This window comes from Amycolatopsis roodepoortensis (genome assembly GCF_014873915.1).
GTDB lineage: Bacteria > Actinomycetota > Actinomycetes > Mycobacteriales > Pseudonocardiaceae > Amycolatopsis > Amycolatopsis roodepoortensis.
Map to the genome: position 1 here is coordinate 3,078,233 of NZ_JADBEJ010000005.1, position 13,656 is coordinate 3,091,888.

16 protein-coding genes are annotated in these 13,656 nt (G+C 69.1%); 9 read left to right on the forward strand and 7 right to left on the reverse strand.

The genetic code is table 11. The annotated features are described in order from the left end of the window. Positions 1-726: an alpha/beta fold hydrolase gene (locus H4W30_RS33720; RefSeq protein WP_192746264.1), complete on the reverse strand. Its 726-nt coding sequence runs from the start codon at positions 724-726 to the stop codon at positions 1-3. A gap of 69 nt (positions 727-795) precedes the next feature. Between H4W30_RS33720 and H4W30_RS33725 the strand changes: the two genes are divergently transcribed. Beyond that, a complete protein-coding gene (locus H4W30_RS33725) occupies positions 796-1,461 on the forward strand; it encodes a TetR/AcrR family transcriptional regulator (RefSeq protein ID WP_318780713.1) in 666 nt (221 codons plus the stop codon). On the opposite strand, the gene H4W30_RS33730 is transcribed toward H4W30_RS33725, so the two are convergent. After that, a complete protein-coding gene (locus H4W30_RS33730) occupies positions 1,382-1,843 on the reverse strand; it encodes a hypothetical protein (protein WP_192746266.1) in 462 nt (153 codons plus the stop codon). The genes H4W30_RS33725 and H4W30_RS33730 overlap by 80 nt on opposite strands. A 443-nt stretch (positions 1,844-2,286) precedes the next feature. Here H4W30_RS33730 and H4W30_RS33735 point away from each other — a divergent pair, with 443 nt between their 5' ends. The 3 genes from H4W30_RS33735 (at position 2,287) to H4W30_RS33745 (ending at position 6,347) form a co-directional block, all read left to right on the forward strand. Next, positions 2,287-3,168, forward strand: coding sequence for a helix-turn-helix domain-containing protein (locus H4W30_RS33735; protein ID WP_192746267.1), 882 nt, complete (start codon positions 2,287-2,289; stop codon positions 3,166-3,168). Positions 3,169-3,325: 157 nt separating this feature from the next. Next, positions 3,326-5,506: an RICIN domain-containing protein gene (locus H4W30_RS33740; protein ID WP_192746268.1), complete on the forward strand. Its 2,181-nt coding sequence runs from the start codon at positions 3,326-3,328 to the stop codon at positions 5,504-5,506. Between the two features lie 151 nt (positions 5,507-5,657). Beyond that, positions 5,658-6,347 (forward strand): VCBS repeat-containing protein, encoded by a 690-nt coding sequence (locus H4W30_RS33745; protein WP_192746269.1) that lies wholly within the window; start codon positions 5,658-5,660, stop codon positions 6,345-6,347. Between the two features lie 69 nt (positions 6,348-6,416). Here the strand turns inward: H4W30_RS33745 and H4W30_RS33750 are convergent, their stop codons facing one another. From H4W30_RS33750 to H4W30_RS33760, 3 genes are all read right to left on the reverse strand, one after another. Beyond that, a complete protein-coding gene (locus tag H4W30_RS33750) occupies positions 6,417-6,716 on the reverse strand; it encodes a DUF1540 domain-containing protein (protein ID WP_192746270.1) in 300 nt (99 codons plus the stop codon). A gap of 108 nt (positions 6,717-6,824) precedes the next feature. Beyond that, complete coding sequence (locus H4W30_RS33755; RefSeq protein ID WP_192746271.1) at positions 6,825-7,721, reverse strand: PDR/VanB family oxidoreductase; 897 nt, start codon at positions 7,719-7,721, stop codon at positions 6,825-6,827. Beyond that, complete coding sequence (locus tag H4W30_RS33760; protein WP_192746272.1) at positions 7,721-8,350, reverse strand: MSMEG_1061 family FMN-dependent PPOX-type flavoprotein; 630 nt, start codon at positions 8,348-8,350, stop codon at positions 7,721-7,723. Before H4W30_RS33760 ends, H4W30_RS33755 begins: the two co-directional genes overlap by 1 nt. Before the next feature lie 67 nt (positions 8,351-8,417). Between H4W30_RS33760 and H4W30_RS33765 the strand changes: the two genes are divergently transcribed. Together H4W30_RS33765 and H4W30_RS33770 are read left to right on the forward strand one after the other, a co-directional pair. Further along, entirely contained in the window at positions 8,418-9,035 is a 618-nt protein-coding gene (locus H4W30_RS33765; protein WP_192746273.1) for a TetR/AcrR family transcriptional regulator, read from the forward strand. 62 nt (positions 9,036-9,097) lie between these two features. Continuing rightward, positions 9,098-9,319 (forward strand): hypothetical protein, encoded by a 222-nt coding sequence (locus H4W30_RS33770; RefSeq protein ID WP_192746274.1) that lies wholly within the window; start codon positions 9,098-9,100, stop codon positions 9,317-9,319. 1 nt (position 9,320) lies between these two features. Here H4W30_RS33770 and H4W30_RS33775 read toward each other — a convergent pair whose 3' ends face one another. After that, positions 9,321-10,136, reverse strand: coding sequence for an oxidoreductase (locus H4W30_RS33775; RefSeq protein ID WP_192746275.1), 816 nt, complete (start codon positions 10,134-10,136; stop codon positions 9,321-9,323). Positions 10,137-10,284: 148 nt separating this feature from the next. On the opposite strand from H4W30_RS33775, the gene H4W30_RS33780 reads away from it, so the two are divergent. Further along, on the forward strand, positions 10,285-10,956 hold the full coding sequence (locus H4W30_RS33780; protein WP_192746276.1) for a GbsR/MarR family transcriptional regulator: 672 nt from the start codon (positions 10,285-10,287) through the stop codon (positions 10,954-10,956). Positions 10,957-11,020: 64 nt separating this feature from the next. On the opposite strand, the gene H4W30_RS33785 is transcribed toward H4W30_RS33780, so the two are convergent. Next, positions 11,021-11,839 (reverse strand): peptidoglycan-binding domain-containing protein, encoded by an 819-nt coding sequence (locus H4W30_RS33785; RefSeq protein ID WP_192746277.1) that lies wholly within the window; start codon positions 11,837-11,839, stop codon positions 11,021-11,023. Positions 11,840-12,094: 255 nt separating this feature from the next. Between H4W30_RS33785 and H4W30_RS33790 the strand changes: the two genes are divergently transcribed. Beyond that, entirely contained in the window at positions 12,095-12,856 is a 762-nt protein-coding gene (locus H4W30_RS33790) for an NBR1-Ig-like domain-containing protein (RefSeq protein ID WP_318780714.1), read from the forward strand. A 223-nt stretch (positions 12,857-13,079) separates the two neighbouring features. Continuing rightward, a complete protein-coding gene (locus H4W30_RS33795; RefSeq protein ID WP_225949957.1) occupies positions 13,080-13,649 on the forward strand; it encodes a YbhB/YbcL family Raf kinase inhibitor-like protein in 570 nt (189 codons plus the stop codon). Positions 13,650-13,656: the final 7 nt, after the last annotated feature.

The following is a 13,656-nucleotide window of genomic DNA, read 5'->3' on the forward strand; positions in this document are numbered from 1 at the left end:
CTATCGCAGATCTTGCCCGCCCGCCCCCGGCGTCGAAACCGTCCCGTGACGGATGCCACAAAGCCATGCCGACACGAGGTCCGCGAGGGCTTCCGGTGCGTCTCTCGCGACGAGGTGCCCAGCCGCCGGGACACCGGCGACGGCGACACGCGGATTGGCCGCGCGCAAACGATCCACATCGACGTCGCGAAGCGGTGTGTCCCGCCCGGCATGCACCACCAGGATGGGCAGGTCCAGGGCCCCGGCCGTCGCGAGCAGGGCCGGACCCGAGCCGAGAACGTCCTCCACCAGGCGGGTGTAGCGGCCGTCGAGCCCATGGAAGCCGAGCCACGAACGCGCCCGGGCCGGTTCGATGCTGGGTACGACGTCGACGAGCACGAGCCCGGAAGCCCCGGCCGCGACGGCGGGGTCCGCCAGCGCCGCGATGGCGGCCAGACCGCCGACCGACGCACCCACGAGGACGATCGGCGCGGGCTGGCTCCCGATCATCCCGGCCACGTCGCCGGCCAGCGCCCGGAGCGTGGTCGCCTGACCGGAACTGTCCCCGTGACCGCGCAGGTCGAAGGCCACCGACCGGAACCCGCGCCGGGCCAGCATCGCGGCGACCGGCGCCCAAACCGCGCGGCGTTCCCCGCCCGCGTGCAGCAGCAGAACCGTCGGCCCAGTGCCGGTCACCGTGCCCCGCAGAGTGACGTCGCCCAGGTCGAGACTGATTTCGGTGGTCATGTCCGCCCCCTTACCTTGAATAGTCAAGGTAGCGCGGATACCTTGGCGCATCAAGGTACGATGCCGGTCGTGACGACACCCCGAGCACGACGGACGCCCGAAGAGGCCCGGCGGCTGATCCTCGACGCCGCGGCCGCGCTGCTCGCCGAGTCCGGTGTCGCCGCCGTCCAGATGCGGGCCGTGGCCGCACGGGTCGGCATGACCGACGCCGGCGTCGCCCACCATTTCGGCAACCGGGAGAAACTGCTCGCCGAACTCCTCCGGCACGGTGGGCGCCGTCTCCGGGACGCGCTTCAGGACCTTCTCGCGAGCTGGCTGGATCACGGCGCCGACCTGCTCGAACTCGTCGAGGCGCTGCACGATCTGTACCGGAACGGCTACGGCGAGCTGGCGATCGCACTGCACGCTGCGGGCTGGCGCGACCCGGGCAGCGGGATGCTCGACCCGGTCGTCGACGCCCTCCACCGGCTGCGGCCCCCCGGCGGCTCCCTCGAAGACACGCGGCTCGCCGTCGCCGCCCTGCATCAGGCGATGGCTTTGGAGTCCCTGTACGGGAGCGATTTCCGGCGCAGCGCCGGGATCAGCGGAGCCGCCGCGGACGACTCGGCCGCGCAAGTGCGCTGGTGGGCGCGGCAGCTCCACCTCGCCATCGGGCTCAGGCCTGGTACGGACCTCGGTCACCGAGATCCGGGCTCACCTGCGGGTTCCGGCCCTCCTGCCCAGGCACCGGGGTGACCGTCGGCTCCCGCACGGAGTCGACGCGGTCGTCCTCGCGTTGCCGCAACCGCGTCTCGACCACGTGGTCCTGGCGCCGATGGCCGAGCACGGACAGGGTGAGGACGTGGGCCACCGCCATGAGCAGCAGGAACACGCCCAGCCTGCCGACGAAGGCGGCCGCCGAACCGGACCATTCCGGAGCCACGACCGCTAGCAGCGCCAGCATCCCGACCGCCGCCAGATGGAAGACCGTCACCACCATCCAGGCCACCGACCCGCTTCCCTCGCGGGCGTCCGGCCCGGTGAGGTAGCGGCGGGCACCGCGATACAGGACCTGGCCGTCCGCGACGACGAAGATCAGGCCGATGATCAGGAAACCCGGAAGTTCGTTGTCGGGCATCGTTGCCTCCTCCGTTTCCAGGGGGATACCCCCGGAGTCCGGCGAGACGGGCCTCATACCTCGATCGTGTGACCGACCGGGCCGGGTTCCGCCACGAGTCGTCCGGCCGATCACGCGTGTCGTCCGTCTGAACACGCGTGTCGTCCGTCCAATCACGAAACCAGGCAGCGAAGCAGGAAGGTCGGCGAATACCCTCGGTATAGCCGACAAGATCGGTGTAGAACAGAATTCCGCTCTTCGGCTTGGCCGGCGGACTGACGTGATCGCCGACAAGACGCGCGTTTCGAACAGGTGAATTTCCCCGCCACGTATACCGGAACTTCCGGCGATTCCGCGGAGACGGTTGCCGCGCCGAGGATTTCGCCGCGATCAAGAACCGAAGCGAACGAAATCCTTTCCAGCCCCACGAAGGCGCCCCGAAGTGCTTGCGCGAGGATGCGGGGATGGGTTACCGGACCTGGATGCGGTACTTCACCCCGTCCGCCGTGCACCGCCGGCTCGGCTTGGTGTGCCTCGGTGTCGGGCTGCAGCACGGAACCCTGCCCGTCGTGGGGCCGCGCGTGCTCGGCCATTACGTCGCCGTCGTGGTGTCCAAGGGGCGCGGCTGGTTCGCCGTGGCGGGCGGCGAGCGCCAGGAAGTTGTCGCGCCCGCCTTGCTGTGGCTCGTTCCCGGGGTCGGTCATCACTACGCGCCCGACCCCGCGCACGGCTGGGAGGAGTGTTTCGTCGATTTCGACGGCACCGCCGTGGACGCTTACGTGGAACTCGGTTACGTCACGCCCTCGAAGCCGGTGGTACCGCTGGGCGACGTCGAGGCCGTGCGCGACATCGTGAGCCGGATCGTGCGGTGCGCGCGAGGCGGCAGCCCGCTGGCCCAGGTCGACGCCTCGGCGGCCGTGCATCACCTGCTGGTGGCCCTCCGGCGGGCCGCCGACCGCACTCCCGGTGACGGATCCCTGCTGGAGGCGCTGGCGCGGGACGCCCTGTTGCCGATCAGTGTCGCGGAGATCGCGGCCCGCCGCGGCATGACGCTGCCCGAGCTCCGGGCCGCGGTGCGGCGCAGCACCGAAACCGGTTTGAAGGACCACCTGCTGACGCTGCGCCTCAACCGCGCCAAGGAACTCCTTGCCACCACGCGAATGCCGGTGCAGGAGGTGGCCAAGGCGATCGGCTACGAAGACGCCGCCTACTTCAGCAGGCTCTTCACCCGGCGGGCAGGCCTCTCCCCCGCGCGCTTCCGCGAATCGCGCGTCCAGGCCGTCCCCGGCGGCTGGAGTTCGCGCGTTCCCCCTCCCGACGACCCGCCGCTGGTGCCGACCGACTGAGCTTGGACTTCCGCACCGCGCCGCTTGGACTTTCCGCGCAAATACTGCATGAACGACGCTTGAAGTTGAGCGAACGCGTTGACTTGCGCGCAATAACGTTCATAACATCGGCGGCCGCCCCGCCAACTGTGGTGCGGGTCACCCTTGGGAGAGAGTCATGCGGACCCTGCCTCTTCTCGGCGCCGCGGTGCTGGCCGCGGCGGCGACCACGGTGGTACCGGCGTCGTCCGACGCCGCGCCGCCGGACGCGACGTACACCATCACGGTCGACGCCAAGAAGTCGTTCAGCCCGACCACGGACACCCCGGCGAGTACCTATGTCGACAAGGACGGCACGTTCTACTTCCAGCAGGCGGCCGCGCTCTACGGAGCGGACCAGCCGCGGGAGTGGGACTTCTACAGCGGCCGTGATTTCGACAGCTTCAGCAAGAACCCGATCAGCTCGGCGGTGAACCCGGCGAATCCCGCCGACCGCAACGACGACACCACGTGGCGGTGCAACAACAGCCCCACCGGCAAGGAATCCACGTACCCGCCCGCCGGATCGGGCTACTCGCAGCGGAACTTCTGCGATCTCGTCGGCACCTGGGTCGATCCGGACACCGGCGACTGGTACGGCCTGATCCACAACGAGTTCACGCCCGAACCGTTCGGGGCGTACTCGTTCTCCCATTACGACGCGATCGACATGGCCGTCTCGAAGGACCAGGGGAAGACGTGGCTCATCAAAGACCACGCGATCACCTCGCCGTACAGCACGAAACGCGGTGACACGGCGGCGTTCCCGCATCAGACGTTCGACTACGGCGACGGGGACCCGCGCCTGTTCGTCGACACCGCCTCCGGGTATTTCTACGTCTACTACGGCTCGCGCATCGTCCCGAAGGCCGGCGCCGGCGGCCCGATGACCGGACTGGCGCACGTCGCCCGCTCGCCGATCTCGGCCAAGATGGCGTCCGGCTCGTGGCAGAAGTGGTTCGACGGCGGCTGGACCCAGCCCGGCGTCGGCGGCCGCGAGAGCAACATGGTCCCGGTGTCCGCCCCCGGCGACACCGGCTACACCCCCGTCGCGGACGACTACGACCCCGCCAACACCGGCAACGTCAGCCAGCAGATCGCCGCGGGACAGCTGCCGCGCAAATCGGATCTGTTCATCATGAACATCGCCTACAACGCGCATCTCGGTCTCTACCTCGGCGCGCCGGAGGCCGTGGACAGCGTCGTCCCGCAGCGCTATTACGTGACCGACGATCTGACGACGCAGAAATGGCGTCTCATCGGCGACACCGGGAGCTACACCAACCAGTCCTGGTACCGCTGGTTCGTCGACGCCGCGAACAAGACGAACTCGACCATCATCGGCAAGCAGTTCCGTTCGTACTGCGCGGTGGCCTGCTCGAACAACGCGGGCGGCGAGTACACCACCCAGACCATCACGTCGTCCGCACCGGAACCGTCCCCTGTGGACAGTTCGCGCAAGTACCGGATCGGCCTCGGCGACGGCCGGGTCCTCGCGCAGGGCACCGGGACCGCGACGACGTCGGTCGCTAGCACGACCGGCTCCGACCGCGAGGCATGGCAGTTCTCCCCCGACGGCGACGGCTCGTACCGCGTGTCCAACGCGGCGACGGGCGGGCTCCTCGGAGTCGACGCCGTGCAGGCGGGCCGGGCATGGGGCGCGAAACCCACCGTGACGTCGTCTTCGACGGTCGGACAGCAGTGGTTCCTCATCCCGTCCACAGTAGACAAAGGAACCTTCCGGCTGGTGAACCGCTACAGCGGCCTCGTGCTCGGCCTTTCCGGCAAGACCTCACGGCTCGCGGAGACCACGCCGACGCGCTCATGGACCGACACCAGCGGGAACGCCGTCGGCGGCGGCCGGACCGCGGCCGAGCAGACGCTGAAGTTCACCGATGCCGGCGCCGGCACCCTCGGCGGGATCCACACGGTGGCCGCGGCGGGCAAGAACCTCGACGACCCGGACTCGTCGACGGTCGCCGGCACGCCTCTGGTCACCTGGACGCCGAACCAGGGCGCCAACCAGAAATGGCTCTTCACCCGGCAGTCCGACGGTTCCTACACCCTGACGAACTCGCATTCGAAGCTGTGCGCCGACGTCGAAGGCGGGGCCACCACCGCGGGCGCGCGCGTCATCCAATGGACGTGCACCGGCGGGCCCAACCAGCGCTGGACCGCGACGAAACAGTCTGACGGCGCTTACAAACTCGCGAGCGTCCGCTCCGGGTTGCTCCTGACGACAGCGTCCACTTCAGACGGTGCCGCCATCACGCAACGAGCCGACACGGGCTCCCCGCTCCAGTTGTGGAAGATCGGCTGATCCGGTGGCCCGCTCCCTCGGGGGCGGGCCACCCGGGTTGCGTTCGTGTGGCACATCACACTCCGGATGCACGTCCATGATCCGCAACCGTCTCCCCTGATGAGAGCACTTTCGGTGAAGAGTTCACCGCAGGCGTTGGAGGGAGAGCATCATGAACCACACCGGCATCATCCGTACCGCCACCATCACCGGCGTCGCCGCCGCGCTGACCCTGGCCGCCGTCGTCCCGGCGCTGGCGAGCCCGCTGAGCAGCCCGATGGCCGCGCCGTCCGGCGACCCGGTCACCACCGTGGCCGACCTCGACGGTGACGGCGAGATCGAGACCGTCACGGCTCAGCTCACCGGCGACAACGACCAGGTCGTCTCCGCCACCGTGCACGGCACCTTCACTTCGATCCACCTCGGCGCCGACAGCTCCGTCCCGCTCCAGGCCCCGCGCGTCACGGACCTCAACGGCGACGGCCGCGCCGAACTGATCGTCACCCAGTCCGTCGGCGCCAACACCACGTTCTTCACCGCGCTGCACTACGACGGCCGCAACCTCAGCCAGGTCGTCGACAACGACAGCAAGCCGTTGTCGGTCGCCGAGGGCGGTGGCGTCGCCGCCCACCTGGGTTACCAGTGCACCCCGCTCGACGGCGGCGGCCGCACCTTCGAAACCGTCGCGGCCGAAGCCGACGACCTCGGCGCCGACCCGCTCACCTACTCGGGCACCCGCACCGTCTACACCCTGCGCGACGGCGCGCTGACCACCCAGAAGACCATTCCGATCACCGGCCGCCCGGTGACCGACCCGGTGCTCGGCACCGACGCCGCGAGCTGTGACCAGACCGGGAGCTGACACCCCGCCCCAAGCGCGTGAAGGCCCCCTTCCCTCGGCTGAGCCGAGGGAAGGGGGCCTTCACGCGAGTCACCGCGGCGCGTAGGTCAGGCAGTTGGCGGCGTGGTCACCCTCGCCCGGTCCCACCCGGACACTCGATGCGGTGCATTCCAGCGCGGAATTGTGACGGCAGTCGGACCGGGAGCAGGCTCCCACCTGTGCGGTCACTCGATCGAGTCCACCCTTGGTGTTGAGCGGGACGAACGTTCCGCAGTCGGCCGACCCGTTGCCGCCACCGACCGTGATGGCGAAGGCGTGGCAGCCGTCGTGGTTGTAGGAACAGCCGCTGACCGTGCATTCGTGGACAGCCGGCATTTCGGTGGTGGTCATAACGACTCCTGTACTTCGTGGTGGTGGTGTCGTTCGGTATGACCAGGGTTACACCGGCCCGTTCCCGCGGCAATTCGGGGAATTTCCTTCACGTCCGCGCGGCCGGAATCAAAGGTCGAGATCGAGCCGGGAAGACGCGCGGGAGACACAGCAGTACATCCGTCCTGGCGGCGCGCCGATGTCGTCGCGGTGGTCCGGTTCGCCGCCGAGGACGCCGATCTCGCAACTGCCGCAGACCCCCTCGCGACATCCGGACGGGATACGGAACCCCGCGTGGTTCAAGGCGTCCAGCAGCGAGTCTTCCGCGGCGACCGGCACCGTCCGCCCCGATCGGACGCAGTTCACCTCGAACGGCTCGGCGGGTGCGAATTCCTTGGCCACGGGCTGGAAACGCTCGATATGCAGTCGATGCGCGGGAAACGCCGCTTCGGCCGCGGCGAGCATCGACGCGGGACCACAGCAGTAGACCAGCGTGTCCGGCCCCAGCCCGTCCGCCAGCGCGGCGAAGTCGGGCCTGCCGTTCTCGGCGGTGCGGTGAAGGCGCACCCTGTCGCCGTACGCGGCCTTGAGGCCGGCGGCGAACGGCATCGTCGCCTCGGATCTGCCCACGTACACCAGCCTGGCCGTCGGGCCCGCCGCCGCCAGCATCGGCATCAGCGGCGTGATCCCGATCCCGCCCGCGATGAACAGGTGTTCCGGCGCGGGCAGCAACGGGAAGTTGTTGCGCGGCAAGGAGACGTCGAGGGTCCGGCCCGCGCGCAGGAACAGGTGGACGTACTCCGAACCGCCCCGGCTCAACCGGTCGTACCGGACGGCGACCCGGTAGCCGCCGCGATCGGCCGGGTCCCCGCACAGCGAATACTGCCGGGTCAGCCAGTTCGGCAGCGCCACGTCGACGTGCGCCCCCGGCTCCCAGTGCGCCAGCGGGCCTTCGGCGCCGCGCAGGACGAGCGAGACGGTTCCTTCGGCGACCGGTTCCACGCGGTCGAGAACGGTCTTCTGCATCAGTACAACCGCCGGTAGCCGGTTTCGAGCATGGCCTCCACGACGGCCGGATCGACGTCGAACCCCATCTGCTCGGCGGCGATCTCGCCGGCGGACGGCAATTCGTCCGCCAGCGCCTGGCTCGCGGGATCCCAGAGCCGGGACCGGATCAGCGCGCGGCCGCAGTGGAAGAACGTCTCCAGCACGTCGACGACGATCGCCAGCTCCGCCGGTTTGCCCTCGGTGCGCATCCTGGCGAGCACGTCCGGCTCGTCGGTGGGATAGGCGCGGCCGTTGACGCGGAACACCTCCCGCACGCCGGGGACCACGAACATCAGGCCGATGCCGTCGTTCTCGGCGAGATTGCGGAACGAGTCGGCGAGTTTGTTTCCCGGCCGGTCGGGGATCGCCAGGGTGCGCTCGTCGAGCACCTTGACGAAGCCTGGGTAGTCGCCACGCGGCGAGCAGTCGGGCAGGCCCGTCGCGTCCGACGTCGCCATCGCCACGAACGGGGCATGGGCGATGAACCGATGGCCGTGCCGGTCGATCCGGTCGTGGACCTTGGCCTTGATCATGGCCTCCGGCTCCCCCAGCCGGGCACGAACCTCTTCGGGCGACAGCCGACGCGGACGCGTATCTGTGCTGGTCATGGCACAATTATGAGCAATTGTTCAGCTCGCTCGCTACTCGCTTTCGCGCCGCTTCACCGGGAGTGTCATGACGTCGGAGCAACGACGGCTTCAGCCACGTAAACAGCCACGCCAGGTCCGGGCCGAGCTGACCAGGCAGCGCATCCTCACCGCCGCTGCTCACGTTTTCGCCGAGTACGGGTACGCCGCGGGGACCACGAACCGGATCGCCGAACGGGCCCGGATCTCGATCGGCTCGCTGTATCAGTACTACCCGAACAAGGACGCGATCCTGGCCGAGCTGCTCACCCGCCACCTCGACGGCGACCGGGCCACCGAGACACTGCGCCGGTACAAGGACTCGCCGGAGCCGCTGGAGACCGTCATCCGGGAGTTCGTGCGCACGGTGATCGAGAACCATCTCGACGATCCGCGGCTGCTGCAGATCATGATCGAGCAGGCGCCCCGCTCCGGTGAGCTGCTGGAACGCGTCACCCGGCTGGAATGGGAGATGATCGGTGACCTGCGGGAACTCCTCCACGGCCATCCCGAGGTCCGCGTGCGGGACAAGGACACCGCGGCCCGGCTCGTCGCGTCCACGGTCGAATTGACCGTGCATCAGCTCATCGCCGCACCCGGCTCTATCGACGTCACCCGGCTCGAGAACGAGCTCGTGGCGATGATCACCGGCTATCTCCGCGCCTGATTTCCGGGGGTTGACCAGGCGATGAGCGGGTATCCACCGGTGTGAGCCGAGTAGAGAACAGGATGCGCGACGTCGCCGCCCGCTGGCGGCGCAGGGGTGGCACGCTCGCGCTGCTGTGGACGCTGATCACCCTCGGCCTGGCCACGATGCTGTGGCTGTCGGGCTTCCGCGCGTGGCCGGTGTACCTGACGGCGGTGCCGGGCGCCGTCGTCTCCGCCCTGCTGTGGATCGGGGTCGCCCGCACCCGCCGCCGGAGGACCGTCAAGAAGCAGCCGAGCGGGTGAGCTACTTCGTCGCGCGCATGGCCAGCTCGTCGAACTCGCGGTCGGGCAGTGTCCGGTTGAGTTCCAGGAGTTTTTCGGCGAGGTGGCCGACGGCGTAACGCGTTTCCGGGTTCTCGGACTCGACGGCGCGGCGGATGGCGTCCACGACGACCGAAGGGTCGGAGCCGTCGCTGAGCCCGGTTTCCCCGTGCCGCGCCATGGCTTCCGCCATCTCCCGGTACGCCCCGTGGCCGGAATACTCGCGAAGCTGCGCGGCGGTCTGATCCTCGAACTCGGTCTTGATGATGCCCGGCTGGATGATCACGACGTCGATGCCGAACGGCGCGACCTCCATGCGAAGCGTGTCGGAGAACGCTTCCAGCGCGTGTTTCGAGGCGTAGTACCAGGCACCGAACGGCAGGGCGATCTCGCCGCCGATCGAGGAGACGTTGACGATCGTGCCGGAGCGCTGCGCCCGCATGGCGGGCAGGACGAGCTGGACGAGCCTGGCCGGCGCGAGAAGGTTGACTTCGAGCTGGTCGCGCGCGGTGTCCAGCGGCACGTCCTCGACGGCACCGTGCAGGACGGTGCCGGCGTTGTTGATGAGGACGTCGATCCGTTGGTGTGCTTCGAGAACGGCGTCGACCGCGTGGCGGAGATCGTCCTCGTTCCTGGCGTCCATCTTCAGCGGATGGCCGCCCGCCTCGAGCAGGTCGGCCATCTTCTCGACACGCCTCGCGGCGCCGTAGACGATGTGCCCGGCGCGCAGCAGGTCCAGCGCGGTGGCGTGGCCGATCCCCGACGAAGCGCCGGTGACCAGGCATACCTTGGCCGTCATTCCCATGCCCTCCCGATCTTTCGCTTTCCCTGAGAACCCTAGGCTCGTTTTTCGAAAGCCAGCAACCACAGGAAGCTGTTTTACCAGGTGGGGTGCCTACAATCGATGCAATGACCATGGAGCTGAATGCATCGGAACGGGAGAACGAGTGCCGGGAAGACGCCTGACCCACGACGAGCGTGGGCAGATCGCTTCGGGACTGTCGGCGGGTCTCACGTACGCCGAAATCGCGCGTCGGCTGGGCCGCCCCAAGTCGACGGTGATCCGCGAAGTCGCGCGCAACGGCGGCGCCCACCGCTACCGGGCGGGCCAGGCGCAGCAGGCGACACGATGGCGGGCCCGCCGCCGCAGACCCGGACCGCCGCCCGGCCCCGCGCGAACGCGGGAGACGGTGCGGGACTTCGAGACCGAGTTCGCCGAGACGATGGCCGCGACCGGCGTCCCGTCGATGATGGCCAGGGTCCTCGCCGGCCTGTTCACCGCGGACACCGGCGGCAGTACCGCCGCCGAACTGGTCGCCAGGCTGGAGGTCAGCCCCGCGTCGGTGTCCAAGGCCGTGGGCTGGCTCGAACAACGCGGCCTGATCACCCGCGAACGCGAAGGCGGACGGCAGCGGTACGTCGTCGACGACGACTTCGGCTATCGCGCCTGGCGCACCAGCCTCGACGCGATGACCCGATGGGCGGAGGTCACCCGGCGGGGCGCCGGGCTGATCGACGGGCCGGCGGGGGCGCGGCTCGACGCCACCAGCCGGTTCTTCCGGCACCTGCACAAGGACATGAGCGAGGCGGCGGAACACTGGCGGCGAACGGCGCGGTGATCACTTGCCGGGCACGACAGGGCGAGCGGCCGAAGCCGCCCGCCCGGTCCGTACCGCCGTGGGGTCACCCACGCTTGAATTCCTCCCAGGTCACCTTCTTCACCTTGGGGCCGTCGTCCTTGGCGTGGCTCGCCAGGCCGTTGAGACCCTTGAAGTAGTCACCGGCCTGAGCCTGCGCCTGCGGCGACATGTCGGTGTCGCTGATCGCGATCCCGTGGATGTGCTCGGCCCAGTTCCCCTGGCTCGGGGTGCGGTGCCACGCGGCGAACCCGACCTCGCGCAGCGCCTTCACCGCGGCGGTCTTGTTCGAGATGTTGTTCACCGAGATGTCGACGGCACCGCCGCCGTCGTGCGTCCCGCCCGAAGCACCGACGCCGCCGGCGTTGTACGAGCCCTGCGTGATGGTGAACTTCACCCCGGCCTTCTTCTCCGCGGCGGCGATCATGTCGGCAGTGCGCTTGTTGACCGTCTTGCCGTCCAGGCTGGTCTTCGAGCCGACGCTGATCGGCGCGGTCACGGTGTAGCGGCCCTTGCCCAGTTCGGTCAGCGAGCCCTTGCCCGGCAGACCGCTGGCGGCGAGGCCGCTGTGCCCGAGCGACTTCTGGTACTTCTGGTACGCGGTCACCGTCGACGTGCCGAAGTGACCGTCGACCTGCTTCTTGTCGAGCAGGTTCTTCGCGGCCAGCGCCTGCTCGACCACCTTGACGCTCTCCCCGGAGCCCGGCGTGATCGACTGGTCCGGCTTGTACGGATCCCACATCGCCGCCTTGACCACGGCCTCCATGTTGACCGACGGCGCGGCCGCCGCGGGCTGTCCCGCCGTCACCCCCAGCGCGGTCGCGGACAGTGCGGCGAACATCGCGGCGGTTGCCACCTTGCGCATGGCTGCTCCTTCACTCGATGGCTGCTCCCCGTGAACAGCTCGTGACCGACACTGGCCCGGAAGCGGTGTCAGCCGGAACCGCCTGTACGGAACGTCTGACGTCAAAACCCGCAGGTTGACAGCGTCTGACAGCGGCGGCGCCCGGCGGATTCCGCAGGTCGGCGCGGCGATCCGGACACACTTCGCGATATAGTCACCAGGCCGCGCAGAGTGACGGGAATCGTTGTCACGTCGGACACGATCGCGAGGGGAAGCGTGCCGGAACCGCGAACAGAAGACCGGGCACCGGAGCTGGAAGCGTTCATGGACGGGCTGCGGAAGCTCCGGGCGCGGGCCGGGGAGCCGTCGTTCCGGAAGATGGCGGCGAAGTCCGGCGCGGTGTCCCACGCGACCCTGCACCTCACCGTCACCGGCACGCGGTTGCAGCCGTGGGAGACGGTCCGGGAGTTCGTCCGCGCCTGCGACGGTGACGAAGAGGAATGGCACGCCCGTTGGCAGGGCGTCCAGCTCGTGCTGTCCGCCGACCGCGAGCCGGAATCCGCGCCGCGATGGCGGTCCAAACGTGTCCTGGTGCCGCTCGTCCTCGTGCTCGTCGCCGCGATCGCCGCCGTCGTGGTCATCCTGCTGCCGGGCGAGCAGGACACGCCCGCGCCACCGTATCCCGGCGATTCCAGCAGATTCCTCGGCGACGTGACCATCCCCGACGAGACCGTGGTCAAACCGGGCACCCAGTTCGTGAAGGTGTGGGAGCTCGAGAACACCGGCACCGTCGAGTGGCGGAAGCGGTACCTGCGCCGCACCGATCTCCCGGTCGCGCCCGGCACCTGCCGCACCCCGGACCGGATCCCGGTCAACGACACCGCCCCGGGAGGCCGTGTCCAGGTGACGGTCACCGTGAGCACCCCGCCGAACGCCCCGGCCGACTGCAAGGTCTTCTGGAAGATGGTCGACGAACAGGACCGCGAACTCTTCCCGGCCAGCAGGCCGATCTACTTCTCGGTTCTCGTCCGCGCCTGAACGCGTCATTCGCGTGATCAGAGGCGTAACTCGCGTGATTGGAGGCGTAACTCACGAGTTACGCCTCCAATCACGCGAATGACGCGCCGGATCACGCGAATCACGAGTTCGGCACCCGGCGAAAACACCTCGATAGGCCGGAAAAGTGCGCTAGCCGCCGGTTTCCGTTCTGCCTACGCTGGATTTCGCGCAAGGGAACCACAAACGGACTCGGGAGTCTCCGATGAGAGCAACGAGAATCGTGTTCTGCGCCCTGTTCGCCCTCGGCGCCGCCTGCCTTTCCCCGGCGGCGTCTTCGGCACAAAACGCGTTCACCCTGTCCAGCACCGCTTTCGCCGACGGCGGCCTCATGCCCAAGGTCCACGAGTGCACCAGCGGCGGCGGGCAGGATCCGGCCAAGAAGAACGAGTCGCCGCCGTTGGCCTGGTCGGGTGCTCCCGCCGCGGCGAAGAGCTACGCCGTCGTCATGCGCGACCTCGACAACGCCGCCCTGATCCACTGGGTCATCTACGACATCCCGGCGACCACGGCTTCGCTTCCCCAGAACGTCCAGCACGTCTACCGGCCGCCGGTGCCCGCCGGCTCCCGGCAGGTCTACTACCGCGGGAGCGCGAGCCTCTACGGCTACCAGGGCCCGTGCTCGCCCTCGACCGTGAACACCTACGAGTTCGTCGTGCACGCCCTCGACCGGCCGTCGCTCACCGGCCTGAACTCCGGTTCGTCGACCCGGGCCGCCGCCCAGGCGATCACCGCGGCTTCGATCGGCTCGGCGAGGATCACCGGCGAGTCGTAAGTCCCCT

Bases quoted from the DNA above. Each gene is read 5' to 3' on its own strand.
- H4W30_RS33795 (WP_225949957.1), top strand. From the start codon at position 13,080: ATGAGAGCAACGAGAATCGTGTTCTGCGCCCTGTTCGCCCTCGGCGCC.
- H4W30_RS33770 (WP_192746274.1), top strand. From the start codon at position 9,098: ATGCGCGACGTCGCCGCCCGCTGGCGGCGCAGGGGTGGCACGCTCGCG.
- H4W30_RS33750 (WP_192746270.1), bottom strand. From the start codon at position 6,716: ATGACCACCACCGAAATGCCGGCTGTCCACGAATGCACGGTCAGCGGC.
- H4W30_RS33765 (WP_192746273.1), top strand. From the start codon at position 8,418: ATGACGTCGGAGCAACGACGGCTTCAGCCACGTAAACAGCCACGCCAG.
- H4W30_RS33735 (WP_192746267.1), top strand. From the start codon at position 2,287: ATGGGTTACCGGACCTGGATGCGGTACTTCACCCCGTCCGCCGTGCAC.
- H4W30_RS33785 (WP_192746277.1), bottom strand. From the start codon at position 11,839: ATGCGCAAGGTGGCAACCGCCGCGATGTTCGCCGCACTGTCCGCGACC.
- H4W30_RS33720 (WP_192746264.1), bottom strand. From the start codon at position 726: ATGACCACCGAAATCAGTCTCGACCTGGGCGACGTCACTCTGCGGGGC.
- H4W30_RS33775 (WP_192746275.1), bottom strand. From the start codon at position 10,136: ATGACGGCCAAGGTATGCCTGGTCACCGGCGCTTCGTCGGGGATCGGC.
- H4W30_RS33730 (WP_192746266.1), bottom strand. From the start codon at position 1,843: ATGCCCGACAACGAACTTCCGGGTTTCCTGATCATCGGCCTGATCTTC.
- H4W30_RS33755 (WP_192746271.1), bottom strand. From the start codon at position 7,721: ATGCAGAAGACCGTTCTCGACCGCGTGGAACCGGTCGCCGAAGGAACC.
- H4W30_RS33745 (WP_192746269.1), top strand. From the start codon at position 5,658: ATGAACCACACCGGCATCATCCGTACCGCCACCATCACCGGCGTCGCC.
- H4W30_RS33760 (WP_192746272.1), bottom strand. From the start codon at position 8,350: ATGACCAGCACAGATACGCGTCCGCGTCGGCTGTCGCCCGAAGAGGTT.
- H4W30_RS33740 (WP_192746268.1), top strand. From the start codon at position 3,326: ATGCGGACCCTGCCTCTTCTCGGCGCCGCGGTGCTGGCCGCGGCGGCG.